The organism is Ravibacter arvi, from assembly GCF_039540405.1.
Classification (GTDB): domain Bacteria; phylum Bacteroidota; class Bacteroidia; order Cytophagales; family Spirosomataceae; genus Ravibacter; species Ravibacter arvi.
Genome location: NZ_BAABEY010000036.1, coordinates 472933 through 499130, shown reverse-complemented (window position 1 = coordinate 499130; position 26198 = coordinate 472933). Strand labels below are relative to the sequence as shown.

General features: G+C 51.3%; 26 protein-coding genes. 16 read left to right on the top strand and 10 right to left on the bottom strand.

The window, feature by feature from the left end; all coding sequences use genetic code 11:
• Positions 1-43 precede the first annotated feature (43 nt).
• On the bottom strand, positions 44-1432 hold the full coding sequence (locus tag ABD852_RS21750) for a 3-keto-disaccharide hydrolase (RefSeq protein ID WP_345032783.1): 1389 nt from the start codon (positions 1430-1432) through the stop codon (positions 44-46).
• Positions 1433-1653: 221 nt separating this feature from the next.
• On the opposite strand from ABD852_RS21750, the gene ABD852_RS21745 reads away from it, so the two are divergent.
• The 3 genes from ABD852_RS21745 (at position 1654) to ABD852_RS21735 (ending at position 6027) form a co-directional block, all read left to right on the top strand.
• A complete protein-coding gene (locus tag ABD852_RS21745) occupies positions 1654-3567 on the top strand; it encodes a S9 family peptidase (RefSeq protein ID WP_345032780.1) in 1914 nt (637 codons plus the stop codon).
• A gap of 78 nt (positions 3568-3645) precedes the next feature.
• Entirely contained in the window at positions 3646-5277 is a 1632-nt protein-coding gene (locus ABD852_RS21740; protein ID WP_345032778.1) for a M28 family metallopeptidase, read from the top strand.
• 39 nt (positions 5278-5316) lie between these two features.
• Positions 5317-6027, top strand: a complete 711-nt coding sequence (locus ABD852_RS21735) for an SAM-dependent methyltransferase (protein ID WP_345032776.1) — start codon at positions 5317-5319, stop codon at positions 6025-6027.
• Between the two features lie 48 nt (positions 6028-6075).
• Here ABD852_RS21735 and ABD852_RS21730 read toward each other — a convergent pair whose 3' ends face one another.
• From ABD852_RS21730 to ABD852_RS21715, 4 genes are all read right to left on the bottom strand, one after another.
• Positions 6076-6960, bottom strand: a complete 885-nt coding sequence (locus ABD852_RS21730) for a sulfite exporter TauE/SafE family protein (protein WP_345032773.1) — start codon at positions 6958-6960, stop codon at positions 6076-6078.
• A gap of 97 nt (positions 6961-7057) precedes the next feature.
• On the bottom strand, positions 7058-7573 hold the full coding sequence (locus ABD852_RS21725) for a shikimate kinase (RefSeq protein ID WP_345032771.1): 516 nt from the start codon (positions 7571-7573) through the stop codon (positions 7058-7060).
• A gap of 2 nt (positions 7574-7575) precedes the next feature.
• Positions 7576-8673 (bottom strand): BT_3928 family protein, encoded by a 1098-nt coding sequence (locus ABD852_RS21720; protein WP_345032769.1) that lies wholly within the window; start codon positions 8671-8673, stop codon positions 7576-7578.
• Positions 8674-8770: 97 nt separating this feature from the next.
• Positions 8771-9307: a DUF1599 domain-containing protein gene (locus ABD852_RS21715; RefSeq protein ID WP_345032767.1), complete on the bottom strand. Its 537-nt coding sequence runs from the start codon at positions 9305-9307 to the stop codon at positions 8771-8773.
• 101 nt (positions 9308-9408) lie between these two features.
• Between ABD852_RS21715 and folP the strand changes: the two genes are divergently transcribed.
• The 11 genes from folP to gldF all read left to right on the top strand — a co-directional run bounded on the left by folP (position 9409) and on the right by gldF (position 17489).
• Positions 9409-10236 (top strand): dihydropteroate synthase, encoded by an 828-nt coding sequence (folP, locus tag ABD852_RS21710; protein ID WP_345032764.1) that lies wholly within the window; start codon positions 9409-9411, stop codon positions 10234-10236.
• 85 nt (positions 10237-10321) lie between these two features.
• The gene (gene cdaA / locus ABD852_RS21705; RefSeq protein WP_345032762.1) at positions 10322-11143 is read left to right on the top strand and encodes a diadenylate cyclase CdaA; all 822 of its coding nucleotides are present in this window, start codon (positions 10322-10324) and stop codon (positions 11141-11143) included.
• A gap of 185 nt (positions 11144-11328) precedes the next feature.
• On the top strand, positions 11329-11703 hold the full coding sequence (gene rpsF / locus ABD852_RS21700; RefSeq protein ID WP_345032759.1) for a 30S ribosomal protein S6: 375 nt from the start codon (positions 11329-11331) through the stop codon (positions 11701-11703).
• A 2-nt stretch (positions 11704-11705) separates the two neighbouring features.
• The gene (gene rpsR, locus ABD852_RS21695) at positions 11706-11957 is read left to right on the top strand and encodes a 30S ribosomal protein S18 (protein WP_345032756.1); all 252 of its coding nucleotides are present in this window, start codon (positions 11706-11708) and stop codon (positions 11955-11957) included.
• 27 nt (positions 11958-11984) lie between these two features.
• The gene (gene rplI / locus ABD852_RS21690) at positions 11985-12425 is read left to right on the top strand and encodes a 50S ribosomal protein L9 (RefSeq protein ID WP_345032754.1); all 441 of its coding nucleotides are present in this window, start codon (positions 11985-11987) and stop codon (positions 12423-12425) included.
• Between the two features lie 71 nt (positions 12426-12496).
• Positions 12497-13621 carry a radical SAM family heme chaperone HemW gene (gene hemW / locus ABD852_RS21685; RefSeq protein ID WP_345032751.1) on the top strand — a complete coding sequence of 375 codons (1125 nt, stop codon included), beginning with the start codon at positions 12497-12499 and terminating at the stop codon, positions 13619-13621.
• A 121-nt stretch (positions 13622-13742) separates the two neighbouring features.
• Positions 13743-14123 (top strand): glycine cleavage system protein GcvH, encoded by a 381-nt coding sequence (gene gcvH, locus ABD852_RS21680; protein ID WP_345032748.1) that lies wholly within the window; start codon positions 13743-13745, stop codon positions 14121-14123.
• A gap of 147 nt (positions 14124-14270) precedes the next feature.
• On the top strand, positions 14271-15554 hold the full coding sequence (locus ABD852_RS21675) for a dihydroorotase (RefSeq protein ID WP_345032746.1): 1284 nt from the start codon (positions 14271-14273) through the stop codon (positions 15552-15554).
• 15 nt (positions 15555-15569) lie between these two features.
• Entirely contained in the window at positions 15570-16115 is a 546-nt protein-coding gene (locus tag ABD852_RS21670; RefSeq protein ID WP_345032745.1) for a DUF4199 domain-containing protein, read from the top strand.
• An 87-nt stretch (positions 16116-16202) separates the two neighbouring features.
• Positions 16203-16718 carry a DUF4199 domain-containing protein gene (locus tag ABD852_RS21665; protein WP_345032744.1) on the top strand — a complete coding sequence of 172 codons (516 nt, stop codon included), beginning with the start codon at positions 16203-16205 and terminating at the stop codon, positions 16716-16718.
• 42 nt (positions 16719-16760) lie between these two features.
• On the top strand, positions 16761-17489 hold the full coding sequence (gldF, locus tag ABD852_RS21660) for a gliding motility-associated ABC transporter permease subunit GldF (protein ID WP_345032742.1): 729 nt from the start codon (positions 16761-16763) through the stop codon (positions 17487-17489).
• 57 nt (positions 17490-17546) lie between these two features.
• Here gldF and ABD852_RS21655 read toward each other — a convergent pair whose 3' ends face one another.
• The 4 genes from ABD852_RS21655 to recF form a co-directional block, all read right to left on the bottom strand.
• Positions 17547-18407: an aminotransferase class IV gene (locus ABD852_RS21655; RefSeq protein WP_345032740.1), complete on the bottom strand. Its 861-nt coding sequence runs from the start codon at positions 18405-18407 to the stop codon at positions 17547-17549.
• A gap of 37 nt (positions 18408-18444) precedes the next feature.
• Positions 18445-19125 carry a tRNA (5-methylaminomethyl-2-thiouridine)(34)-methyltransferase MnmC2 gene (mnmC2, locus tag ABD852_RS21650; RefSeq protein WP_345032739.1) on the bottom strand — a complete coding sequence of 227 codons (681 nt, stop codon included), beginning with the start codon at positions 19123-19125 and terminating at the stop codon, positions 18445-18447.
• Between the two features lie 64 nt (positions 19126-19189).
• The gene (locus ABD852_RS21645) at positions 19190-20458 is read right to left on the bottom strand and encodes an aspartyl protease family protein (RefSeq protein ID WP_345032737.1); all 1269 of its coding nucleotides are present in this window, start codon (positions 20456-20458) and stop codon (positions 19190-19192) included.
• A gap of 469 nt (positions 20459-20927) precedes the next feature.
• A complete protein-coding gene (recF, locus tag ABD852_RS21640; RefSeq protein ID WP_345032736.1) occupies positions 20928-22019 on the bottom strand; it encodes a DNA replication/repair protein RecF in 1092 nt (363 codons plus the stop codon).
• 221 nt (positions 22020-22240) lie between these two features.
• Here recF and pdhA point away from each other — a divergent pair, with 221 nt between their 5' ends.
• Both pdhA and ABD852_RS21630 read left to right on the top strand, forming a co-directional pair.
• Positions 22241-23269 carry a pyruvate dehydrogenase (acetyl-transferring) E1 component subunit alpha gene (gene pdhA, locus ABD852_RS21635; protein ID WP_345032735.1) on the top strand — a complete coding sequence of 343 codons (1029 nt, stop codon included), beginning with the start codon at positions 22241-22243 and terminating at the stop codon, positions 23267-23269.
• A 90-nt stretch (positions 23270-23359) separates the two neighbouring features.
• Positions 23360-24340, top strand: coding sequence for a hypothetical protein (locus tag ABD852_RS21630; protein ID WP_345032734.1), 981 nt, complete (start codon positions 23360-23362; stop codon positions 24338-24340).
• On the opposite strand, the gene ggt is transcribed toward ABD852_RS21630, so the two are convergent.
• Positions 24337-26100, bottom strand: coding sequence for a gamma-glutamyltransferase (gene ggt / locus ABD852_RS21625; protein WP_425568828.1), 1764 nt, complete (start codon positions 26098-26100; stop codon positions 24337-24339). The two genes, ABD852_RS21630 and ggt, sit on opposite strands and share 4 nt — an antisense overlap.
• Positions 26101-26198: the final 98 nt, after the last annotated feature.

The window sequence follows — 26198 nt, the reverse complement described above, 5'->3', positions numbered from 1 at the left end:
ACCTCATACCTCACTGCTAGCCCCTCACAGCTAACCCCTGTGATTAAAGTCCTTGCTTCACCCTGAGGCTCCTGAACGAGACCTGGTCGCTGTGATCCTGGAGCAACAAATGCCCGGCCGGAGCCAGCCCGAAATCTTTTTCATCTTTGAATTTGGACCTGGCGACCAGGGCTTTCCAGATAGCGCTTCCCCGCTTGTACTCGACCACTTTCTGCTCATTCAGGAAGTGCTGCACCGTTCCGTCAGAAAACGCAACAATCCGTCCCGAATTCCATTCGCCAATCGGCTTCAAGCTGTTTTTAGGCTTCTCAGCAGGGATCAGGTCGTAAAGGGAAGCAAGAGTCCTGTTCCCTACCACACCATTTTTTGCATCCGGGTGCTTTTCATCATCGAGTACCTGGTACTCCGGCCCCAGCCCAGAGCCTTTGTCAGGCAGTTCTTCGATAAAATATTTGATGCCGCTATTGGCTCCCTCGGTGAGCCTGAACTCAAACTTAAAATCAAAGACCGGGCCGAATTTCTCTTTGGTTATCAAATCACCGCCGCCCTTGCTGTTCTCATTCTTTTTGGCAATGGTGATGGCGCCGTTGTCAAAATCCCACCGGCCTGCAGGAAGCCCCTCCTGCTTATAGCCCCTCCATTGATCTGCGTTTTTACCGTCGAAAAGAAGTTTGAACCCCTGCTCCTCCTCAACTTCGTTCAGGGTATTCGGAATCAGATTAACCACGTGAATGGTCTTCTGGACCGCCTTTGGCTGCAAACCGGTTGTTTTGATCCGGATGTTCCGCCACTTCACCTGGGTACCCGCAAGTTCCGCATTGGGAATTGAGTGCACCTGGAGACATATAAACCCGCTCGGCGTCAGGTCGTCGATCAGGTGCGCCGTCTGAATCCCGTTTACAAAGGTCCGGATGGTATTGCCGATCGCTTCGATACGATAGTGATTCCAGGCATTTCTTTTGAAAGCTTTCCTGCCCTCCGGGTTACCGTCCAGTGGATAAAGCCAGCCGCGCCGCGCCTCATCATAGATCCCGCCGGACCAGGCCCTGTCTGAAGGATCGATCTCGCACTGGTACCCGTGAACGCGTCCATCGCGGTAATCCGGTTTCGACAGGCTGCGAAACTGAATACCGGAATTCAGCTTATCGTCTACCTGGACATCGCACTCGAAAATGAAATCGCCGTAGTTCTTCTCCGTAGTCAGGAACGAATTAGGTGTATTGGCAACCGATGTACCAACAATCGCGCCGTCAACTACCTCATACTTAGCACTTCCATTAAGTTGCTTCCAGCCTTTCAGATCCTTTCCGTTGAAAAGGGAGACCCAACCGGCCTCTTTCTTCTGCGCTGCTGCCTCCTGTGCAGACAGTACCATTACCAGAGCGGACGCATAAAAAAAGGCCCGCGCGTAAACTTTGTATTTCTTGAACATGCTTTGATAGAATACGTTTTAAATAAAAACGAAATTTAGCAGGTAACACCCTTAATTTTAATACGGAAATCACTGGGATTCTGGCTATGGGAAGTCGGAAATCGGAGGTCGGAAATTGGAAATCAGCGCGATTCCGATTTCCGACCTCCGATTTCCGACTTCCAGCCTCTGATTTCTCCCCATAATTCGTATGTTTGGATTTTAACATCAGCATGCTAAAAATGAAAAAGACAATTTTATCGGCATCCCTTTTTTTGCTCACTCTCCCGATTTTTGGTCAGTCGGTATTGACCCCTGAAAAGTTATGGCAGCTCGGCCGCGTTTCGGCCGTCGGATTAAGTAAGGACAAGAAATCAGTCGTCTACTCGGTATCTACGCCAGACGTGTCCGAAAATAAGTCAAACAGAAAAACCTATATGATCGCCGTCGGGGGCGGGCAGCCCGTGGAGGTTACCGACCCCGCTACCGTTGTACCCGATGAGAAGATATCACCGGACGGGCGCTTCAAGCTGCACCACAAGGCAGTCAAATTGTCAAAAATAACCGGGAAAGACCGGTACGCCGACCTCCCCAAGTCTGACGGGTATGTCTACACATCGCTGGACTACCGTCATTGGGATACCTGGAGAGACGGCAGTTACGACCACGTTTTTCTTTCGAAAATAGTCGATGGAAAGACGGCTGAGGACCTTGATCTAATGGCCGGGGAGCAATTTGATTGCCCCCAAAAGCCCTTCGGCGGCGGAGAAGATTACATCTGGAGCCCCGATGGCAAAAAGGTACTCTATGTTTCAAAAAAGAAGACAGGCACCGACTACACCGTCAGCACCAATACCGATCTGTACGAGTACGACCTCGAAAGCGGCACTACCCGGAACCTCACACCGGATAATGCCGGCTATGACGTAGCGCCTGCCTACAGCAAGCAGGGTACGCTCGCCTGGCTGCAAATGAAAAGGGACGGTTATGAGGCCGACAAGCAAGACCTCGTCGTGCTCCACAATGGAGCCAGGCTGAATTTAACCGGACACCGCGACGAGCTGCACGTAGAGAGCTTTGTATGGGCGGATAACGGGCAATTCCTGTATTTTACCGCCCCCATAGACGGGACGCTTCAGCTCTTCGAAGTAAAGGATCCCGGCAGAACCAGAATGATGCCGGTTATAAGACAAATAACCAGGGGCGATTTTGATGTGAACGGGATCGTAGGACAGTCAGGCAATCTCCTGGTGGTTTCACGGGCAGATATGAACCACGCGCCCGAATTATTTACCGCGGACATAGCGTCGGGCAAAATGACACAGCTCACACATGCCAACCAATCGGCGGTTGCCAACCTCAGACCGGTAAAAACAGAACGGATTTGGGTACCGACCACAGATCAAAAGAAAATGCTTACCTGGGTGATCTATCCCCCGGACTTTGACCCGGCTAAAAAATACCCGACACTTTTATATTGCCAGGGCGGTCCACAGTCAGCTCTTACCCAGTTTTATTCCTTCAGATGGAATTTCCAGCTGATGGCTTCCCAGGGGTATATCATCGTAGCGCCGAACCGCCGCGGGATGCCCGGGCATGGAACTGAATGGAACGAGCAGGTAAGCAAAGACTGGGGCGGGCAGGTCATCAAAGACTACCTGAGCGCAATTGATCATGTTTCCGCCCAACCGTATGTCGACAAGAACCGTCTGGGCTGTGTAGGCGCTAGTTTTGGCGGCTTCTCCGTTTTTGCCCTGGCTGCAGTACACGAAAAACGCTTCAAATCGTTTATTTCGCATGACGGGGTGTTTGACTTCCGCAGCATGTACGGCACAACAGACGAAATGTTTTTCGAGAACTGGGAGAAAGGCGGGCCTTATTGGGACAAACAAAACGCAGTGGCACAGCGGTCTTTCAGCCAGTCGCCGAGTAATTTCGTGGATAAATGGGATACCCCTATCTATATTATACAGGGCGGAAAAGATTACCGGGTGCCGATTGAACAGGGTTTACAGGCCTTCCAGGCAGCCCAATTACGTGGTATAAAAAGCAAATTACTTTACCTCCCCGATGAAAATCACTGGGTATTAACCGGCCAAAACGCGCTCCTTTGGCACCGCGAATTTTTCGGCTGGCTGGAAGAAACAGTAAAGTAGGTGTGAGGTTTGAGGGGTGAGGTTGGAGTGCGCTCACAGCTCAAACCTCACCCCTCAAACCTAGACAAAGACATTCATATGAAAAATACAATCTTTCTATTTGGGGCTGCGGCCCTCTTTGCCGGCTGCGGCGGTGCAAATACGGTGGAAAACACTGCGGACCTGCCGGATGACAAGAATTTCCTCCGCCATGTTTCCGTATTGGCTGACGATTCTCTCCAGGGCAGAAAGCCTTTCACTGACGGCGAAGCCAAAACCATTGCCTATCTCGCAGGAGAATTTTCTGCGCTCGGGCTGAAGCCTGGAAACGGCGACTCTTACTTCCAGGAAGTCCCGCTGGTAGAGATCGACTCGAAGCCAACCGGCCACTTGGAGATTGGAGGCGGAAAATCGTCCCTTTCGCTGCGGTACCTGGACGACTACGTGATCAATTCCAGGCGAACGGATGCCCTCGTAAGCCTGAAAAAATCCGAAATGGTTTTCGCGGGTTACGGTATCGTCGCACCTGAATTTGGCTGGAACGACTATGAAGGACTTGACGTAAAAGGCAAAACCGTGGTGGTGCTGGTAAATGATCCGGGATACGCCGACAGTACATTGTTCCGCGGCAAAAACATGACCTATTACGGTCGTTGGACCTATAAATTCGAGGAAGCCTCACGCCAGGGAGCAGCCGGTGTACTCATTGTTCACGATGAGGGCCCGGCAAGTTATGGCTGGAAGGTGGTAAGGAGTAGTTGGTCGGGACCAAAATTGAGCCTGGAGGACGGGAAAGGCGAGAGAACGCTGGTAGAAGGGTGGATTTCCATGGAAGCTGCCGGAAAAATCTTCGGCGCAGCAGGCAAATCGACAGATCTCCTAAAAGAAGCCGCTCAAAAATCTTTTAAAGCAATCCCCCTGGGCCTGACCGCTTCATTAACCGTGCGCAACGCGGTTAAAAAGTCGGTCTCGCACAACGTGGCAGCCGTATGGCCGGGAGAACAACACCCTGAAGAGTGCGTTGTATACCTTGCGCATTGGGATCATCTCGGTATCGGCGAAAAAGTAGACGGAGATTCCATTTACAATGGCGCTGTAGACAATGCCACCGGTGTTGCCGCTATCCTGGAAATAGCCCGTGCATTTTCCCGGAACCCGGTAAAACCCGCTCGTTCCGTACTGTTCCTTGCCGTGACCGCCGAAGAGCAGGGCTTGCTTGGCTCCGCCTTTTATGCTGCACACCCTATTTTCCCCGCCTCCAAAACGGTTGCCGCCATTAATATAGACGCGCTTGCCCCATTCGGACGCACGAAAGACATTATTATCGTAGGAAAAGGGCAATCAGAGCTTGACGAATACATTGAAGCGGCCGCCAAAAAGCAGGGCCGCTACCTGAAACCGGAAAAGAATCCTTCCGGGGGGACCTACTTCAGGTCCGATCATTTCAACTTTGCAAAAATCGGTGTGCCTGCGCTCTATGCAAACAGCGGTACAGACCTGAGAAACGGAGGCGAGACGGCAGGCGATGCCAAACACAAAGAATACGGGAAAAACCACTACCATTCACCCTCCGATCAATACCGCCCCGACTGGGATACTTCCGGTATTCTCGAAGACATACGGCTACTGTATGAGGTAGGCGAAAAACTATCGAACGAGACTACCTTTCCCGGCTGGAAAGCAGGTTCGGAGTTTCGCGAAATCCGGGAAAAAAGCCTAAAGGGCCTGTAATTATTACAGGTCCAATTTTCAAGCACCCAATATCCTGGCATGTCTTCCACGTTTACACTTTACCTGATTCCGACTGTTCTTGCCGAAGGCACAGCATCTGCTACCATTCCTGCCGATGTGATTCAAACCATCAGGAAGCTGGATGTTTTCTTCGTAGAAAACATCCGGACGGCAAGACGTTTTATCAGCAGCCTTAAGCTTGGGATCGTAATTGACGACCTGGAATTCGTCGAGCTCAATAAAGACACCCCTCCGCATTTAATAAAAAGCAGGTTGGAGAACCTGCAGTCGGACGCCGGTGTGATCTCGGAAGCCGGTGTCCCCTGCGTAGCCGATCCAGGGAGTATCGCGGTCGCCTGTGCACATCAACTGGGGTTCCGCGTCAGACCATTGGTAGGGCCGTCTTCCATCTTAATGGCACTGATGGGGTCCGGCTTTTCCGGTCAGTCGTTTGCTTTCACGGGCTATCTCCCGATAGAACGGCCTGCGCGGGCGAAAGCGATCCTGCACATGGAGAAGCTGGTGATGTCGTCGGGTCAGACCCAGATCTTTATGGAAACGCCTTATCGTAATAACCAATTGTTACAGTCGTTACTGGAGACCTGCAACCCGGGCACGCGCTTGTGCGTAGCAGCCAACATCACCGGACCAGACGAATTGATTCTTACCCAAACCATCGCGCAATGGCGCAGAAACCCGCCCGACCTTAACCGGCGGCCCACCATTTTTCTTTTGGGCAATCTGGATTAGAGAGATTGAGATAGAAAGGAAGTTCCCGGCAAATGCAGCTTCTGAAGCTTACATCCAGGAAATCCACATGGTACGGATACTCAAAGCAATTACCAGTACTGCTACGATCAGCATCAAACTGCGCTTGCTTATCCGCGTTACGAGCAGCGCGCCGAAAGGAGCGGCGATCACGCCGCCAATGACCAGCCCGGCGACCACCTGCCAGCTGCTTACGCCGGTCAGGATCAAAAATGTGATACCGCTCGCGAAAGTTACGCCAAACTCGGCCGCATTTACCGAGCCGATGGTATAGCGCGGGTCGCGGCCCTGCCCTAAAAGTGTGGAAGTAACGATAGGCCCCCAGCCGCCGCCGCCAATAGAATCCATAAACCCGCCGATTGCAGCCAAAACACCAATCCGTTTGGTTTTCGTTTTTTTCCGCTTGACGGCCAGCGCCTTCCGCAATATCAGAATCCCCAGGAAAGCCAGGTAGGCGGCAATAAAAGGCTTGACCACAGCACCGTCAATCAGGTCGGAAAGAATATAGGCGCCTGTTACAGCCCCCAGGATACCGGGTATCAACAGGGAACGAAAAAGCTTTTTGTTGATATTCTTGAACCTGAAATGCGAAATGGCCGATGCTCCGGTAGTAAAAATTTCAGCCACATGCACACTGGCGCTGCTTATGGCCGGCGGTACTCCCAACGACAGGAGAAAGGAAGTGGAGGTAACTCCGTAGGCCATCCCCAGCGCGCCGTCAACCAACTGCGCGCCTAAACCCACCAGCAGGTAAAAAAAGAAATCCTCGGAGAGAAAATCGCCGACACGATCCAATGTCAGTGTCGTTGCACCGCCCAACCAAAAAAAGACACCCAGAAAAAAGACCACGGCCGCCCCCAGTGCCCACCAAATTGCGCTGCTTTGCTTCAAAACTGCAGATTTACTTTCCGACATTCCATAACCTCTTTGTAGTTGCCGACTGATTTACAGGGCAAATATATATAAGCTATAAAATCTATAAAAAAGATAGAGTATATTTTTTCCAAAATTCTTATCGACTATGCTTCAATGAATTCCGTAACAACTGCAGCAGCGAAGCGATATCCGTACCTGCATGAATGGTCAGATCGGCCCGCTCGTAGAAAGCCCGGCGGGCGTTCAACCTGGCCTCCAGGTCGGCTTCCAGGTCAGAAACGCCTGACAGGAGCGGTCTGTCGTCACGGGCATGCGCGCGGATCCGGCCGGCCAGCTCGGCGGCGGGCACATCCAGGAAAATGCTTAAGCCCGCTTTCTTTATAAAGTCCATATTGTCGAAAAAGCAGGGGGCTCCTCCGCCTGTTGCGACGAGCAAGCCGCTGTCCGGCGGCAAACCAAGAAGCAAGCGGCGCTCAACTTCGCGAAAGTACCCCTCGCCGAACTTCCCGAAAAGCTCGGGAATGGTCATTTGCTGGTCCTCTGCAATCCTGATATCCAGGTCAACAAAAGTATATCCGAGTGAAGCCGCGAGCTCCCGGCCGAGCGTGGATTTGCCCGACGAAGGCATACCAATCAAAAATATATTCTGCATAATTACGGCTTAACGAGTTTCCTTACGGTTGCCGCGGCAGGAGTATCATTATAATGCCACTTTCCTTTCACCACACCGTCCGAAAGCAGCCAAATCCCCGGATTTGACCTGGAAATTGTCTTCAAAACTGTCGCATCGGCAAAGTAATAAGGCACCGACAGCTGTTGGGCATGCAGGAAATCTTCTATTTCATTGCTCGCAGCCGACGTAAAGATCAGGGGTTGTATATCCGAGCCCGCCAGTTCGTCGACGAGCTTCTTTATCGTCGGGAAAGCCGCCGCATTGATATCTTTAAGGTTTTTAACGATAACAATCAGCTTGTTCCCCTTAAAACTCTCCTGGGTGTAGTCGGTCGTGTCATTCCATACCCGGTAGTCGGTTACTTTGGGCTTGGCTTTATCTGCGTTTAGCGTGACCATATCCTGGTACACATAGGTGCTGTCGTCCGGGAACTCCTTGAACCGGTGGGTCTTGCCGTCTTTCAGAAAGATATACTCAAATTGATAAGGTTCGGAGGGCTTCATCTGCTCCGGGATGCTGTTGCCAACCCGATAAGGGAGCAGATCCAGCGGCGGCAGATGTGTAATTGCATAAAAGGCGAGCACAAGCGACCCTACGGTAGCCACCGCCACGACCATGGCCGTCGGCAACGGTTTGATATCCCGCTGGTACCAGATGATAATGACGATCAAAACCAGCAAAATGAGGTCCTTAGTAAAGGAAGTCCAGGGGGTGAGCTTCAATGCATCCCCGAAACACCCGCAGTCAGTGACTTTGTTAAAGTATGCGGAATAGAACGTAAGGAACGAGAAGAAAATAATAATCAGAAGCAACAGGAAATTGGTGGTCCTGGGACGGTACCGGACCAGCAGCGCTACTCCCAGAACAACTTCGGCTACGCAAAGGAAAACGGCGAAATAAAGCGCAAAAGGTACAATGGCATGGAAGAACCCATGCAGGAACGCCATGTCATGGGCGAATACCTCGAAGTACTCCTCCAGTTTTATCTGTGTTCCAACCGGGTCGTTAAGCTTGATAAGACCGGAAAAAATAAACACAATGCCCACTAAAAACCGGGCAATCCGGGAAACTATTTTCATGGTGTAGTTAGGTTTGAGCCTTGAGGGGTGAGTCGTGGACTGATTGTTCATCTGTGGCTGGCCCCATACATGGGGCTAAAGCCAAAAACCTCGCAGCTCACACCTCTCTGAGTTTAATCAGGCAGAAAACTGAATAATTAATAATGTCCTGGTAACCTGCACGTACGCCTTCCGAAACCAGCGTTTGTCCCTGGTTCTCCTCGATTTGTTTGATGCGCAGGAGTTTCATCAGAATAATATCGGTCATGGAACTGACACGCATATCACGCCAGGCCTCGCCATAATCGTGATTTTTGTTGAACAACAGCTCCCTTACTTCCTCGGTTTGGGCGTTATAACGTGACAGCAGCTCTTCCGGCGAAATTTCGGCCGGGAGCCCGCCCGGCTGCGACAGGATCAACGCCATTACGCAATAATTGATAATTCCCACAAACTCGCCGGGAATTCCGTCCTCTACCCGCTGCACCCCCTTCTCCTGGATCGTCCTGATCCGCTGGGCTTTGATAAAAATCTGATCGGTAATGGAAGGCAACCTCAGGATCCGCCAGGAAGTACCGTAGTCAAGGTTCTTCCTTTCAAACAAGTCCCTGCATTCTGTTATAATTTCCTGGTAGGCGGATTCGGTGGATTTCACGTTATTTGCTGGAATCGAAAGAGAACTTACAACCATTTGACACCGGCTGAAAGGCCTCAGTTAACATAATTGTGCGGCAAGTTAGTAAAAAAACACTCAACTTGAGGGGGAAAATACTGCGTCTCGAGCCCCCGCTGGTGATGGGAATCCTGAACATCACACCCGATTCCTTTTTCGCGGAAAGCAGACTTCGGACCGACGATCTTACGCAGATAAAGGAGCGTGCGGCCAGGTTGCTGGCCGAGGGCGCAGACATTCTCGATGTGGGCGGCTATTCAACCCGCCCCGGGGCGGCGCAGGTCGACCCCGAAGCCGAATTGGAGCGCGTCATCCCGGTAATTGCCCTGCTCGCCGGCGCTTTCCCTGAAACCCCTATTTCGATTGATACATTCCGCGCCGACGTTGCCACTGCGGCCGTTGCAGCAGGCGCACATATTGTCAACGACGTTTCCGGCGGTACGCTTGACCCGGAAATGTTTTCTGCAGTAGCCGCTCTTCAGGTCCCCTATGTACTCATGCACATGCGCGGTACACCCGCTACCATGAATACGCTGACAGAATACAACGAAGTAACCGCGGACGTGATGACGGAGTTGAGGGAGAAAATTTTCCGGCTCAGACAAATGGGCGTTTCTGATGTCATCGTGGACCCTGGCTTCGGTTTTGCCAAAACTCCTGAACAGAACTTCTCACTGGTAGCCGACCTCGAGATTTTTCATACCCTCGACTGCCCCATTTTGCTGGGCGTTTCCAGGAAATCAACCATAGTAAAAACCCTCGGTACTACCGCTGAAAATGCGCTGAACGGCACAACAGTCCTGAACACCCTGGCCCTGATGGCAGGCGTGCAAATACTGCGGGTACACGATCCCAAAGCGGCCCGGGAAGCTATTCTTCTCACAGAAAAAGTCAAAAAAATCAAACTTTGAACCCATAACGTATCACAATAGTGCCTTATCATCGTTAAACTTGATATATTTACCCTTTAACATTACACCACCCGCCTGCATTACTATGGACATAGGGTTCATCAAGATTACCTGGACTGACATTCTCGACATTTTTCTGGTATCATTGCTTCTGTACCAGGTCTACTATTTGGTGCGGGGGAGCATTGCCAGCCGTGTGTTTGCGGGTTACATGTTGCTGTATGTCTTCTACCTCATCATAAAAGCACTGGGCCTCAACCTGATGACGGCCATTCTGCAGTACTTTATGGGGGTGGGTGCTATAGCGCTGATCGTTATTTTCCAGCAGGAAATACGCCGTTTTCTGCTTGTTCTCGGCCGCAATGCCACGATCACAAACAGCAGGTTCTTGTCGCGGTTTTTCGGAAACGCGGTCAAAAATATCGAAGCAGAAAACCTGGCCACCGTTATTGAGGCGGCGCGGAGTATAGCGTCGGATTTCAACGGGGCTCTTATTGTGGTCACCAAACAGGACGACCTCACGCAGTATGCCGAAACGGGGGTACTATTGCATGCCCAGATTTCCAAGCAGCTTTTACTCTCCATTTTCAGTCAATACAGTGCACTCAACGAGGGAGCGGTCATCATCGCCGACGGCAAAATCGTAGCGGCCAGGTGCGTTTTGCCGGTGAATGAAGAAACTGAAGTCCCGACCTCGATGGGATTCCGCCACCGGGCAGCCCTCGGCATGAGTGAGTCGACCGATGCCGCAGTTATTGTGATCTCCGAACAGACCGGGCGGATCGGGCTGGCAATTCAGTCAGAACTGCACAGCAATCTTCCGGTAAAAAAATTGGGCGAAATGCTCGGGGCCTATCTCTATGAGAATGTTATACCGGTCACCGAAAAGGTCGCAAACGAATCCTGACCTCGCCTGCAACCGCTCTTTTTTACGCCAACTACTTGGAAAAGAGCAGCAACAAAGCTATTTTTGCACCCACTTTCAGGAAAAACGTTTATAAAAATGTGTTCTGAGCTGATTTTCAGCCATTCACTAAAAGCGTGACTACCGGAGTTCTAACATTTATTTATCAATATTAACTGTAACTGATCATGTCACAACAGTATGAAACGGTGTTCATTTTAACTCCCGTCTTATCTGAAACGCAGGTAAGGGACGCCGTTGACAAGTTCCGGACTGTCCTGACGGACAATGGAGCTACCATCATCAATGAAGAGGATTGGGGCCTTCGCAAGCTTGCTTATCCGATTCAGAAAAAGAACACAGGGTTCTATCATTTGCTGGAGTACACTGCTCCCGGTACTGCAATCGAAGTTCTTAACACAGAGTTCCGCAGGGATGAGCGCATTATCCGCGATCTCACTATTGCTTTGGACAAACACGCGATCGCTTACAGCGAAAAACGTCGGAAAGGCGCAGTTGGCAAGAAAAAAGAAAATTCAGCAGAAGCTAAAACCGCAGAATAACCATGACACTCGTAAACGAACCGGTTGAAAAAAGCCGCAACCAAAAGAAATACTGCCGCTTCAAAAAAGCAGGTATCAAATATATCGATTACAAAGACGCTGACTTCCTTCTGAAGTTAGTAAACGAGCAAGGCAAGATTCTCCCAAGGAGACTTACCGGCACCAGCCTGAAATATCAGCGCAAAGTGTCGCAGGCTATCAAAAGAGCCCGTCACCTCGCATTACTGCCATTCGTAGGTGATCAGTTGAAGTAACAATCATAAAGGTTTTTGTATTAGAACATGGAAATTATTCTGTTGACAGATATAGCGGGCGTAGGGTATAAAAACGACATCGTAACCGTGAAGCCCGGTTTCGGTCGTAACTACCTGATCCCTCAGGGATTCGCCGTTCTTGCTTCCAAAACCAACCGTAAGGTGGTTGAAGAAAACATCAGACAAGCCGCGCACAAAGCGGAGAAACTCAAAAAAGACGCTGAAGACCTGGCAACAGCAATCGGCGAAACCATCCTGACCATCCCGGCGGCGGCTGGTGACAGCGGACGTATCTTCGGCCGTATTACCACTACCCAGATTTCTGACGCGCTCAGGGCCAAAGGATTCGAAATCGATCGCAAAAAAATCACCGTTGACGAGATCAAAACGCTCGGCAACCACAGTGCCCTGATCGATCTTCACAAAGAAGTGAAACACAAAGTGGCACTCGAAATCGTTGCGATCTAAGCAACCGGTTTTAGTTACCTTTGTAGCGTGAGGACCTGCGGTTCTCACGCTATTTTTTTATCACTCCAGGCATGCATCTGTACCTTCATATTCCTTTCTGTAAAAAGGCCTGTCACTATTGCGATTTCCACTTCAGTACCAACCTATCGCAAAAAAACCGGCTTATAAAGGCGATGGCTGAAGAAATACGCCGGCAAAAAAGCTACCTCCCCGATGAGCCGCTGACTTCGGTTTATTTCGGCGGCGGCACTCCCTCCCTGCTAACGGACCAGGAACTGGACCTGCTTTTGAGTGAGACAGCCGCCAATTTCAGCCTGGATCAGAAAGCGGAAATAACCCTGGAAGCCAACCCCGACGACCTTGATACCGCCACCATTCTCCGGCTCCTCCGGGCCGGCATCAACCGGCTCAGCATCGGTATTCAGACTTTCGACGATGAAATGCTTCTTTTCCTCAACCGGGCGCACACCGGTGAGCAAGCCATGAACGCCGTGCGGAATGCCCAGGAAATCGGGATTACCAACCTTTCGCTCGACCTCATTTATGCCCTGCCCGCTCCCGATCACAGCAGGCTCCTGCTGGACCTGGAGAAATTACAGTCCCTCCACACCCAGCACCTTTCGGCCTATTGCCTTACTATCGAGCCGGAAACGGCTTTCGGGAAATGGGTCGCGCAGGACAAAATGCAGCCCGTCAATGAAGAGTTTGCCGCCGCACAGTTTGAGATCACCGTCAGAAGCCTGACCGACGCCGGTTACGAACAGTACGAGATTTCGAACTTTGCCCGCGATAACCAATACAGTCGCCACAACTCGGCTTACTGGCAAAGAAAACCATACCTTGGAATCGGCCCGAGCGCACACAGCTTCAATGGGCACAACCGGCAATTCAACGTCAGCAACAACAACCAATACCTGGCCGCCATGGAAGCGGGAACATCTCCCGCCACGGTCGAGCTCCTCACTGCCGAGGACCAGGTCAACGAATATCTCCTCACGGGGCTCCGTACCAAATGGGGCTGCCATCTTGATGTACTGGACCAGCTTTCTGAGGGCCGGTTCCGCGAAATACACAGAAGCACGGTGAAAGAGCTGGTGGCACGCGGCTGGATGCAGGTAACCGACGGTGTACTTTTTGTAACTGACGCAGGCAAATTGTTCGCCGACCGGATCTCATCCGACCTCTTCCTGGCCTGACTTCCGGTCAAAAGCATTTTGCCGTGCCTTCCGCAACCGCAATGGCACAAACACATTTGAAAATTAGCCGCCAGCTCAGTAAATTGCGCACCGTTTCAGCATGACAACTTAAAACGATCTCATGGAATTTCCTCAACAGCTAAAGTACACGCAGGACCACGAGTGGGTTCTGGTAGACGGAGACATTGCAACCGTTGGCATCACCGACCACGCGCAGAATGAACTGAGCGACATTATTTATGTAGATGTAACCACGGTAGGCGAAACGCTGAAACAAGGCGCAGTTTTCGGAGCAGTAGAAGCCGTAAAAACGGTGTCCGATCTTTTCCTGCCAATTAGCGGAGAAATTATTGAATTCAACTCCGCATTGGAAGGCGCCCCCGAATTGGTTAACTCAGATCCCTACCAGGCTGGCTGGATTGTAAAGGTAAAATTAAGCTCCGCAGACGAACTTGATTCGCTCCTAACGGCCGACGCCTACCAGGCATTAATAGGATTGTAAGTCAATAAGCTCCTTCTATGGGGCTTTTTTAATGGTGTTCCAATATAGGCATGAGCGGTGAGGTATCAGGTTTGGGCCGGCGCACGAACCTGCGATGAATAAAACCCGCTTGAACCTGACCACTCATTGCTCAAATCTTGTATACAGATGAAATTATTGTTCCGGTCAGTCCAGATTGTCGATAAAAGAAGCGTGCACCATGCACAAATAAAGGACTTACTGATCGAAAACGGAACGATTACCGCCATCGGGGAAAAACTCGAAGCCGGGAAGGCAAAGGTTTTCGAAGTGGAGGGGCTTCATGCCTCGCCCGGCTGGCTGGACATGCGAACCGGTCTCCGGGACCCGGGACGGGAGCAGGATGAAAACCTTTCCAGTCTGAAGGAGATCGCCGCCAGAGGCGGCTTTACCGGCCTTACGCTGATGCCCAACAGCCAACCGGCCGTAGACTCCAAAGGCACGCTCACTTACCTGCTGCGGGAAGGCCAGACCGGTCCGGTAGAGTTTTTTCCGACCGCTACCGTCACAAAAGGCGCCGAAGGGAAAGACTTCACCGAAATGATCGATCTTCACCAGGCCGGTGCAGTCGCCTTTACTGACGGTGTAAATCCCCTTCATAACAGCGATATACTCCTCAAATCGCTGCAGTACCTCAGGCCGCTTGACGCGCTGCTGATCAATCGCCCGGAAGAACAATACCTCTCGCTCTACGGGCAAATGCATGAAGGCATTACCAGTACCCTGCTCGGGTTAAAAGGTATTCCTTCCCTGGCTGAAGAAATGATGATCATCCGTGATCTGAAACTTCTCGAATATGCCCTGGAGGGCACTGACAGCGCTGACCTCGGGGGTCCCGTGCTGCACTTTGCCATGCTTTCCACCCAAAAGTCAGTAGCGCTCATACGCGAAGCCAAGAAAAAAGGGCTGCCGGTTTCATGCGATGTCGCCGCTCATCAGTTCGCCTACGAAGACGACGCACTGCTGGGCTTTGATACCAACCTCAAGGTAAACCCGCCTTTCCGCAGTCGGGCCGACAGGCTGGCATTGCAAAAAGGGCTTTCTGACGGAACCATCGACGCTGTCGTTTCGGACCACGCACCTCATGCGCCGCAAAACAAGGAAACCGAGTTTGACCACGCGGAGTTTGGAATCACGGCGCTGGAAACAGCATTCTCTGTAGCACTTATGCACAGCGGAGCTTCACTGGACACGCTTATAACGAGCCTCACTCACGCCCCGAGAAGAATTCTGCGTCTGCCTGAAGTAAGCATTTCGGAAGGCGCCGCCGCCAACCTTACCTTCTTTTCCCCCGGGAAAAAATGGGTGTTTGCGCAATCACGCTCCCTTTCCCAGAACTCGCCGTTCCTGAACCAGGAGCTCAAAGGAGCCGTAAACGGCATCTGCAACCGCGGGGAGCTTATTTGGTTCTAACAGCATCCGGAATTCATGAATACATTTTTCGAGTACTTTAATAAACCCCTCCTGAAGGTTCCCCTGCTCTTCGGTCTCCTAACCGGCGTGCTGGCTTTTTTCTACTTTCTAGGACTCTACCTGCTCAACGTTTCTCCCTTGGGAAATGTACGTACACCCGACTTCGGGATACACATTATCCTGGTTTGCTACGCTTGCTGGCACTACCGGAAAAAATACGGCCAGGGCTGGATGCACCTGTGGGAAGGGTTGACCATAGGCTATGTGATCAACATGACGGCCGCCTTCGTTACCGGATGGCTTATCTACCTGTTTGTTAGCTATATCGACCCGCAGGTGTTTCAAAATTACCTGCAGGAAATGCAGGACCTGCTCCTCTCCAAGAAAACCGAGCTTGTTGAACAGATCGGCGAAGAAGAGTTCGGTGTTTTGCTCAACAAGGTAAAGGAAAATCAGCCCAGCACGCTTATTACAGACGAAATCAGTAAAAAATTCATGCTTGGAATTATTCCGATCCTGCTGATTTCCCTGTTCTTCAGAAGGCAGCAACCTCAGCGTTAATTTTACTGGCCCGGGTTATTTCGTTGCAGAAGGTTTGAACATTTCGTAGTTTCATCCCTTTCTAACACCTTTTCACGAACCGTCACCATGCAAGAAGACTTACCAATCACCCGCGTTGCCATTCGCTACGGGCTTATTTTTGGTCTCGTATCCAGTATCTATGGCATCTTACTATATGTTTTCCAGTTGGAGACCAACCCCGTGTTGCCCTACATCGCCTGGATATTCCTGATCCTGGCTATCACCCAGGCCATCAAAGACTATAGGCGCCAGAACCAGGGATTTGTATCCTATGGCCAGGGGCTCGGGATCGGTGCATTGACCGGCGCGATCATCGGTTTGATAAGCGGCATGCTGAACACTTTCTACCTGCAGGTGATCGACAATACACCGCTTCAAAGAATTGCCGATGTAACCCGGGAAACACTTGAGAAAAGAGGGATGAGCGACGAAGAAATCGAAAAAGCCCTCGAGATGAGCAAGTCATTCCAGTCCCCGGGGCTTCTTTTCCTTTTCTCTGTACTCGGATCCATCCTGATCGGCTTCATACTTGCCCTGATCATCTCTGCGGTCCTCCAGCGGAAACGCCCGACTTTCGAATAGTAAAAAACGACATATTCAACTTCCGCAATTCCGCTTTTTTACATGTTCGCTATTTTCAGCAAGGAAGTAAGTGCTTTTTTCGGTTCCGTTATCGCCTATGTCGTCATCACGGTTTTTCTTATCGCGGTAGGACTCATCGTGTGGGTATTTCCGGATTCCAATGTACTCGATTACGGGTATGCGGATATGGGCGTGTTCTTTAATCTCACTCCCTTTGTGCTGCTGTTCCTGGTTCCGGCTGTGACCATGCGCACCATCGCCGAAGAAAGCAAAAACGGAACGTTGGAACTTCTCCTGACCAAGCCTTTGAATGACCTTCAGCTTGTCCTGGGCAAGCTGCTGGCCTGCTGGCTGCTGGTAACAGTTACGCTGCTCGCTACAGTAGTTTATTATTTCAGTTTGTACCAGCTTGGCAACCCGCGGGGTAATATTGACGGCGCAGCCGTCGCCGGCTCCTACATAGGACTTTTCCTGCTAAGCGGTGCGCTCGTTGCCATGGGCGTATGGATTTCAGCGCTCAATGACAACCAGATAGTCGCCTTCGTGCTCAGTGTTTTCGTCGGTTTTATCTGGTATATGGGCTTTGGAGCACTTTCAGACCTGCTGGTGTCAGGTCCGCTATCCGACCTCTTCGGCTGGCTTGCCCTTGACCGGCAGTACCTAGCACTCGGAAAAGGGCTAATCGATTCCAGGAACGTGATCTATCTCCTGAGCCTGATCTTTTTCTTTATCTCCCTGACGCTGCTTCGCATCCGGCGCATCAGGGTGTGAGGATGGAATGGGAGATCGGAAGTCGGAAATCGGAGATCGGAGATCGGAAATCAGAGGTCAGCCCGCCGATTTCCGACTTCCGATTTCCGACCTCCCATACGCTACAAACTCGTTTTCAAGAGCCGCCAGTAATTCAGCCGTCACAGGGCCGGGAAGGCCCGAACCGATTTTAGTATCGCCTACCATCGTTACCGGCATTACCCATTTGGTAGTGCTCGTAGTAAACACCTCATCGGCAGCGAGGACTTCCGCCAGCGTTATGTCACGCTCCTCTACAGGGTATCTTCCGACAGCTTTTTCCATGACCACTTTTCTCGTAATTCCCCGCAATGCATCTTTTGAAGGGGTAATCAGTATCCCCGACCGGACTATGAAAATATTGCTTCTTGTCAGTTCGCTTACCAGGCCGTTTTTGTAAAACAGCAAATCCGCAGCGGACTCCTGTTTCAACTCCGTCCGCATTTTAATCAGGTGCACATAACCGGTGGACTTTACATAAGGAAGGTCCCGCACGTATTCATATGGAATTACCTTGATTCCCTTCTTCCGCCCCTCCGGATTGTCAACCGGCAAAGCCTCGGTTCTGATGATAAAGTTAGGTTGACTGACAGACAGTCCATCCGGTGCATAACCTCCTGTCAGAAGCAGGCGGTAGGCCACTTCCCTTTCCTCCGAAAGATCATAGAGACGCTGCAGGATGCTACGCACCCCGACCTCGCTTAACGGAACCTCAAGCCCCAGCGAAGCCGCAGAATTCGTGAATCTTGCCCAATAATCTTCAAAACGAAAAGGAATGCCATTGTAGGTCCTGAAATAATCAAACAGTCCATAGCCCCGGAGCAGCCCAAGGTCATTGCTTTGCAGAATCGGCGTATCAAGCGGGTAAAATTGCTCCCGGAAATAACAAAAGAATGGCATATATGAATAGTTAGCTAATACAATGACACGAACGGCGCTACTTTCTGACCGCCCTGATCACCTCACGTTTCCATTTGGGACCGGGATGTTTTTCAACAGAAAAGCCCGCTGCCGCCAAAGCCCGTCTTACACTTCCTTTCGAAGAATAGGTGACCAGGAATGCCCCCGCTGTCATCATTTCCGAAATTCTTTCAAAAATTTCAACTGTCCAGAGTTCGGGTTGAGCGCCGGGAGAAAAAGCGTCATAATAGACCAGGTCATACGCACTGTCTGCCTGGTATCGGTGAAGAAATCCTTCGTGCTTTGTAAAAGAAAAAAAAGCGGAAAGCTGGTGCTGCTCTTCCCAGGAACAGGCATGAAGCAGGTCAAAGCCCTGCTTCCGGACCAAAGTATCGTAGTTGAGCAGCCGTTGGGCAGCTGATTCAACCGGGTAAGCTTCAAGACCGGTATAATGGACCACGCTCCCGAGATGATCGGCGAGCTTCCAGGTCAGCAGTGCGTTCAGACCGGTGCCGAACCCCATTTCAAACACCCGCACTGCCCGGCCTTCCGACCCGGTTAGTTTGGGCCGCAGGCCGAGATTTATGAAAATATGCTCTGACTCCTGAATGGCGCCATGCCTGGAATGATAATGTTCATTTAGTACCGGGTGCAACAGGGTGTGCGAGCCGTCGGCAGTAGGAACAGGAAAAGGGGCCAGATCTTCCGGAGATTTCATCCGGCAAAAATACGCAACTCCCAGGAAAAATATACCGCAGCGGCCAAATGCCCGCGCGCTCGGTTCAGATCAGGCGGCGCAGGACCACCTGCGTAAAGAACACTTCCCCTTTTCTCTTCACCAGCATTTCGACGGACTTCCCATGTCCTCTTTGCAGCAGCTTGTACACTTCGCTGATATTCATTTCCTGCACCGGGCGATTGTTCAGAAACATCAACTGATCACCGGGCTGTAGCCCGGCTACATTGGCCGGTGATTTATCAAGCACATGCGTAATAAAAATATCCTTGAACTTTTCTCCGCCTGCCCTTATTTCCAACCCGCTCATGTCGTGTTCAAATTTTTCCCGGAGCCGTCTCTTCACAGGCTTCATGACCATATACTCCTCGCGATAATTCATCGTAATCCTGAATCTCCGCAGCAATTCACAGCCAATGTTCCCCTGCCGCTCGTCGTGATTGGGGAGCTTTACGCCGAAAGACGTACTATCCGGAAAAGAGGCCACGACGTCTCCGATCGTGTGCCTGCCCACTTTAATCATTTCTATCCTCCCCAGATTCCCGTTAATAACACCGTTCAGGCCCCGCCCCAACTGGGTGTAAATCACTTTCTGCGGCAGCTCTATGTGTGAACCGGCGCTCCGATCCAGCAAAAGAGCGTGGCCGGCGCCGGTATCGATCGCAAGCTTAATGGGGCGCTCCCGGCCGTCGGCCAGCAGTGTCACAGCCTGCGTAAACGGTTTGGTGTCTTCTATGGTTATCGGGTAAATGTCCCCGTGCCGTTTTTTGAAACGGTACGTTCCCGGTACACGAAGGGTTAATTCCTTGTGCTGAAAATCGATGGTAACGACAAAATTGTTAAATATTTCATATCCGAAAATTCCATGCACGGGAATACCCACAAATTCTGAAAGCTGCAACACATCGCTCTCCAGCACCACCATATTCTGGTGATTCGCCCGCATCCCGTACATATTGATGGTGTTGCCTATTGCAATATGCGCCTCTACGGCGCTTCCCTCACCCGCTCCCGAAATGCTTACTTTACGGGTATACCTGAGATTTTCCGGGCGTAGTGCCGCAGGCTCGGTAATGATGGTCGTGCTCACACCGGTATCCAGGATAAAACGCAAGGTATCACCACCGTTGACCTGGACCGGAACAATAATCAGGTTGGAATGAACCTCAAATGGAATTTTGAGCTTCTTTTTATGATCAGTAAGAAAATAGCCGTAGCGATCCTGTTCATTTTCATTTGATTTTTGGGCTATCGTTGTGGAGACGGCGGCAAACAAGGTCAGCCACACCACCAACACCCCGGATATCGTTTTCATGGCTTTTTATTCGAAAAAGGTTTGAGTCGTATCGGCGAATGGTACGAGTACCTGCAGAGAGAGGATGCCTCAGGCGGTATTGGCGCGTGCGATATTGCCAACCACCTCTTCCCTCAGAACATAGCACCTCGAACCTGTTCACGCAACAACCTCATCAAAATAAATCATTTTTTCTGAGATATATCCTATTGTATCCAAGAAAATTATCTGGGAATCAATTCGTTACAAAAAAGTGCAATAACTATCCAAAGCCAGGAAGTCGCACGAGCAAAATATAGTGATAATTAAATAAAGGCCTAATCCTCTAAAGCGGCCTAATCCTCTCCCATTCACCCGAACCCTTATACGATGCAACTGCGGAATGCAATTTTTACCTTGTGACTGCCAGGCGGCAGTTCTGACAAAAAAACAAAATACCATTTTCTATCCCGCCTGCGGTCAGGTGTCGGGTTTTAACCGGCAAGCCTGCTTATGATGCGGGCTTCACTTCGATAAAACGCTTCTCGCATGCCAACCCGTCGAGAATTTGCCTGGAACGGTCCGGGCGGGCGTCCGAGATAAATACCTGGCCGAAAAAACCGTTTTCCACCAGCGAAAGCAGCCGTTTTACCCGTTTTTCATCCAGCTTGTCGAACACGTCATCCAGCAACAGAATGGGCTTAACCCCTTTCAGCTGTTCCATTAACTCGAACTGAGTCAGCCGCATGGCCAGTACAAAAGACTTCAACTGGCCCTGGGACCCGAATTTTTTGACGGGAACCCCGTCAAATGTAAAACCGTAGTCATCCCGGTGCAGCCCCAACGTAGTACGCTGGGCCTGCAAATCAGCCTGATGCTGCAGCTTGAACCGCGTAGGAAAATCATTTTCGAGCAACCCGGTTTCGTAGGAAATCGCCACTGCTTCCCTGCCTTCGCTGAGATAATGGTAATGCTTTTGAAAAACCGTCTCAAATTGCCCGATAAAGGTTGCGCGCTGCCTGCTCAACCGCTCGCAGAGGTCAATCATGGCCTCGTCGTACATCCCCAACACCGCGTCATCATACCCGCCTGACGATACCGCCATTTTAAGAAGGGCATTCCGCTGGGAGAGATACCGGTTATAAGCCAGCAGATCAACCAGGTAGCCGCTATTAATCTGCGACATCACCCCGTCAAAAAACTTGCGCCTGACCTCGCTGCCTTCCCGGATCAGGTCGGTATCAGCGGGTTCGACCAGCACCACCGGAAACCGACCGATATGCTCACTGAATTTATCGCAAAGCTTGCCGTCCGCCCAGATAGCCTTCCGCTGCGTACGGTGAACGACGCATTTCACGGCTGTGCGCCGGTCCTCCTCTGCGAAAGTGCCGTCCAGCATAAAATATTCCGCATCATGGGCGATGCAAAACGGGTCCTGGCTGTGAAAGGCACTTTTCGTAAGGGCGAGGAAATAAATAGCGTCCATTAAGTTGGTCTTCCCCGAACCGTTTTCACCCAACAGGCAATTTAACCGGCTGCTGAACTCAAAATCTGCTTCCCGGTAATTCTTAAATTGTCTCAACAATAGTTTCTCTATCCTCACCGCTACTTTGTTGTTCGGGTGTTTATACTTATTTTCGCAGTCGGCCGGAAGCGGCCGGCTAGACGCATTCCCCTTCGGGGCTCAGCTTGCCGGAACCGAAAAGGGCTGGTAAAAATAGGGTGAAACTTTTGGGTATCCCGTTCGTATCACCTCAAAACTGTTAATTTTCTTTGTACAAAATGGCAGACAAAGTACTGTCTTTAACATCTAGAACCAAGTAAATGGCTACCGCAAAAGGCAAAACGAAAGCACCTGAAAAAAAACGCAGGCATACGAAAGAGCAATACCTGTTTTGGTTCGAAAACATGCTCCTGCAGCGGCGATTTGAAGAAAAGGCAGGCCAACTTTACGGACAACAGAAAATCAGGGGTTTTTGCCACTTGTATATTGGTCAGGAAGCATGCTCCTCCGGCGCGGTTTCTGCCCTGCAGGAAGGCGACAAGTATATCACGGCCTACCGGGATCACGGTTTCCCGCTGGCGCTCGGCACTGACCCCAATAAAATCATGGCTGAGCTTTACGGGAAAGAAACCGGCACCACAAAAGGGAAAGGTGGCTCCATGCACATTTTCGACAAGGAGCGCGGGTTTATGGGAGGCCACGGTATCGTAGGCGCGCAGATTCCGCTTGGCGCCGGTATTGCATTTGCAGAAAAATACCTGGAAACCGGAAAAGTCTGCCTTTGCCTCTTCGGCGACGGTGCGATCCGGCAGGGCGCATTCCATGAAGCGGTAAATATGGCAGTTACCTGGAAGCTGCCTGTAATTTTTGTAGTTGAAAACAACGGCTACGCGATGGGCACCTCGGTAGCACGGTCCAGCAACGTAACCGAACTGTATACCATCGGTGATGCCTACGATATTCCTTCGGAACCTGTTGACGGCATGAATGTGGAAGCCGTGCACGACGCGGTTGAAAGGGCCGCCGAACGCGCCCGGAAAGGCGATGGCCCGACTTTCCTCGAATTCCGGACCTACCGCTACCGCGGTCATTCCATGTCTGACCCTCAAAAGTACCGGAGCAAAGAAGAGGTTGAGTCCTACAAGCTTCTTGACCCTATCGAAATGGTACGCAGCATCATTCTTGAAGAGAAATATGCTACCGAGGCAGACCTTACCGCGATTGAAGACAAAATAAAAGCGATCGTCGCCGAATCAGTACGGTTCTCCGAAGAGTCCGCGTTCCCGGACCCCAAAGAGGCCTATACGGACGTGTATCTGGAGGAAAATTACCCGTTTACGATTGACTAGCGCTTTCCTGCGGGAGAAAGCCGGTTCCGGCTTTCTCCCGTTTTCTTCCATAGCTTTATGGGTTCTTCCTACGCACTAAATTGATTCACTATGCTTCACCCTGTTACCACTCTCCCGTTCCGCGGGAAAGCCATCTTTCTTTGCCTCCTTACCCTGGCTTTTTACGGATGCCGGAAAGAAAAGATCGATCAGGAAATTCAAACCAATACGTGGCGTTCGGAATATAGCAGCCATTGGGACGCCTACACAACGGTTGCCTCAAACAACAAAATCGCTTACTACGTCGGCAACAGTATTTATACCCATACGTCTGAAGGCTTTACTAAAATTGCCGAATATCCGCAACAGAACATTGTCGACAAATTTGCCGTCGTGGCGGAGAATGGGGACCTGATTACCGGCGGCGGTTACAGGCAGGGAGAGGCGTACGTTTCCTGGGCATTTTACCGCTACGACAAACACGGCAATCTCAAGGCCACGGAAAGTATCCCTGACGTATACTTCGGCGCGCCTTACCCGGGCAAAATCCATACCGTTGCCGACCATTTATTGACTGTCGTCAATGAAAGGCAATTGGGGACAAACACCACGGTTTACCAGAAATACATTTATGCCTGCGACCTGGCTTTCAAAGTATTGTTCAAAGTAAAAATCGACAATTCAGTCGACCTGGCCAGGACTTTCAAAGTAGACGAGAAAATTTACCTGCTCTTCAGCGACGGCAAGGTAAACGAACTAAAAAACAACCAGCTCCAGGATGCCCCCGGTGTTGACCTGCAGCTGGATCACCCTGCTGATAACGGAATTCCGGCCATGACGTCTCTCGACAGCAGGCTGGTTTACGGGTGGGCGCCCAGGGTTTCGGACGGACAATATGTTCCGGAGAATAAACTGATGGTAACCGATTTGAAAACCACCGCCACCATCACCGACGGGCCTGCTGTATGTGAGCCGCAATTGTATTATCTCGACGATGTGCTCTACCTGGTAGGCGGCTACACCGGAAAGGTCGATCAGAAAGTATATAACCAGACACTTTACAGTATCCGGCTAACGGCCCAGCAACCTTAGTAGCCTACGCTGGTGTCGTCGCCTCTCGGATCGGATCCGCCTTCCAGCGTTCCGTCAGGGTGCACCAGTATACAGTCCATACGCCCTATCGTATTAAACTGCGGTTCCAGTACATAATTCCGGCTGGTCAGCATCTCGATAGTCCGGGGTGTAAATGCCCCGGACTCAAATACTGTTTTGTCCGGCAGCCACTGGTGATGAAACTTCAGTGCATTCACCGCCTGCTGCATCGTCATACCGTGCTCCAACACATTCAGGATGGTCTGGAAAACGGATGTAATAATCGTTGAGCCGCCGGGGGTACCGGCCACCATCAGCAGCCTGCCCTCTTTCTCGATAATGGTCGGGGTCATGGACGAGAGCATCCGCTTCCCCGGAGCGATGGCATTGGCTTTGTTCCCGACCAAACCAAACATATTGGGCACGCCGGGCTTCACACTAAAATCATCCATTTCGTTGTTCAGGAGAAACCCGCCGCCCCGAACCACCACACCACTGCCGTAGCTCCCGTTCAACGTTGTGGTAACCGCAACTGCATTGCCTGCCCCGTCCACGATAGAAAAGTGCGTAGTCTCCATACTTTCGAAACCTGGGATACTCCCCCCGCTTACCCTGTTGCTTTCGGTTGCCCGGCTGAAATCGAAATCCGCCCAGCGCCGGCGAAGGTAGGCTTCATCTACCATTTGCTTCACCGGTATTTTTATAAAATCGGGGTCGCCCATATACCTCGCCCGATCGGCATATACCCGCCTTTCGGCTTCAATCATCACCTGGACGGTAGAGTCCGTATTCCAGCCCCATTCCTTCAACGGGTAAGGCGCCACCAGGCGAAGCAACTGCACAAGCGCAACGCCGCCGCTCGATGGCGGCGACATAGTAATCACCCGATATCCCTTGTACCCTTCTACTATAGGATCCCGCCAGACAGAACGGTATTCCGCCAGGTCCTTTCTGGTAATCAACCCTTTCCCCCTACGCATTTCCCTGACCAGCAGCCGCGCGGTTCTCCCCCGGTAAAACCCGTTTCGCCCCTTCTTCCTGATCTGGCTCAGCACCCGCGCGAGGTCTTTCTGAATCAAGGTATCCCCGGCTTTCCAATCGGTCCCGCCGGGCTTCACATAATACGGGTTGGCAGGATCCACCGCCTCCAGCGTCGGTCTAAAGGCATTGAGCCCCCGCGCTTCCTTCTCCGTCTGCGGAACCCCGTTTGCGGCCAGCCTGATCGCCGGATCCAGCAGTTCCCTCCAGGGAAGCCTGCCAAAGCGACCATGGGCAGCCGCCATTCCATCTACCGATCCGGGCACCCCGCTCGCCAGGTGGCCCAGTGTGCTCAAACCTTCTACCACATTCCCAGTCTTATCCAGGTACATATCCCTCGATGCCGCTCGCGGGGCTTTCTCCCTGAAATCCAGCGCAAAGCTTTCACCCGAAGCCGATCGGAAAACAAGAAAACCACCGCCTGCAATATTTCCGGCGGAAGGGTGCACCACTGCCAGTGCAAAGTGTACCGCAATAGCCGCATCAATGGCATTTCCACCCTTTTTCAGTATTTCGGCGCCTACTTCCGAGGCCAAAGGATGCGCCGAGGCCACCATCCCGTTCCGGCCCCTTACTCCCTCACGGTCACTGACAAAGGGGTGGTGACCGGGCTCATCAGAAAGGAACCTGTAAAAGCCGCCGGGCTCCCTGGCCGGGTTTTGCGAAAGAACTGCCGACCCAACGGTGACGGACATCAAAAAGGCCACAATAAATTTCCTCATACGTATTCAGGGACTGGTTAACAAGGGAACAGTGAAATTAACAAAAAGTGGTCTCGTCCGGAAAACCCGCCGTCATCACGACCGCATAACACAGCTCA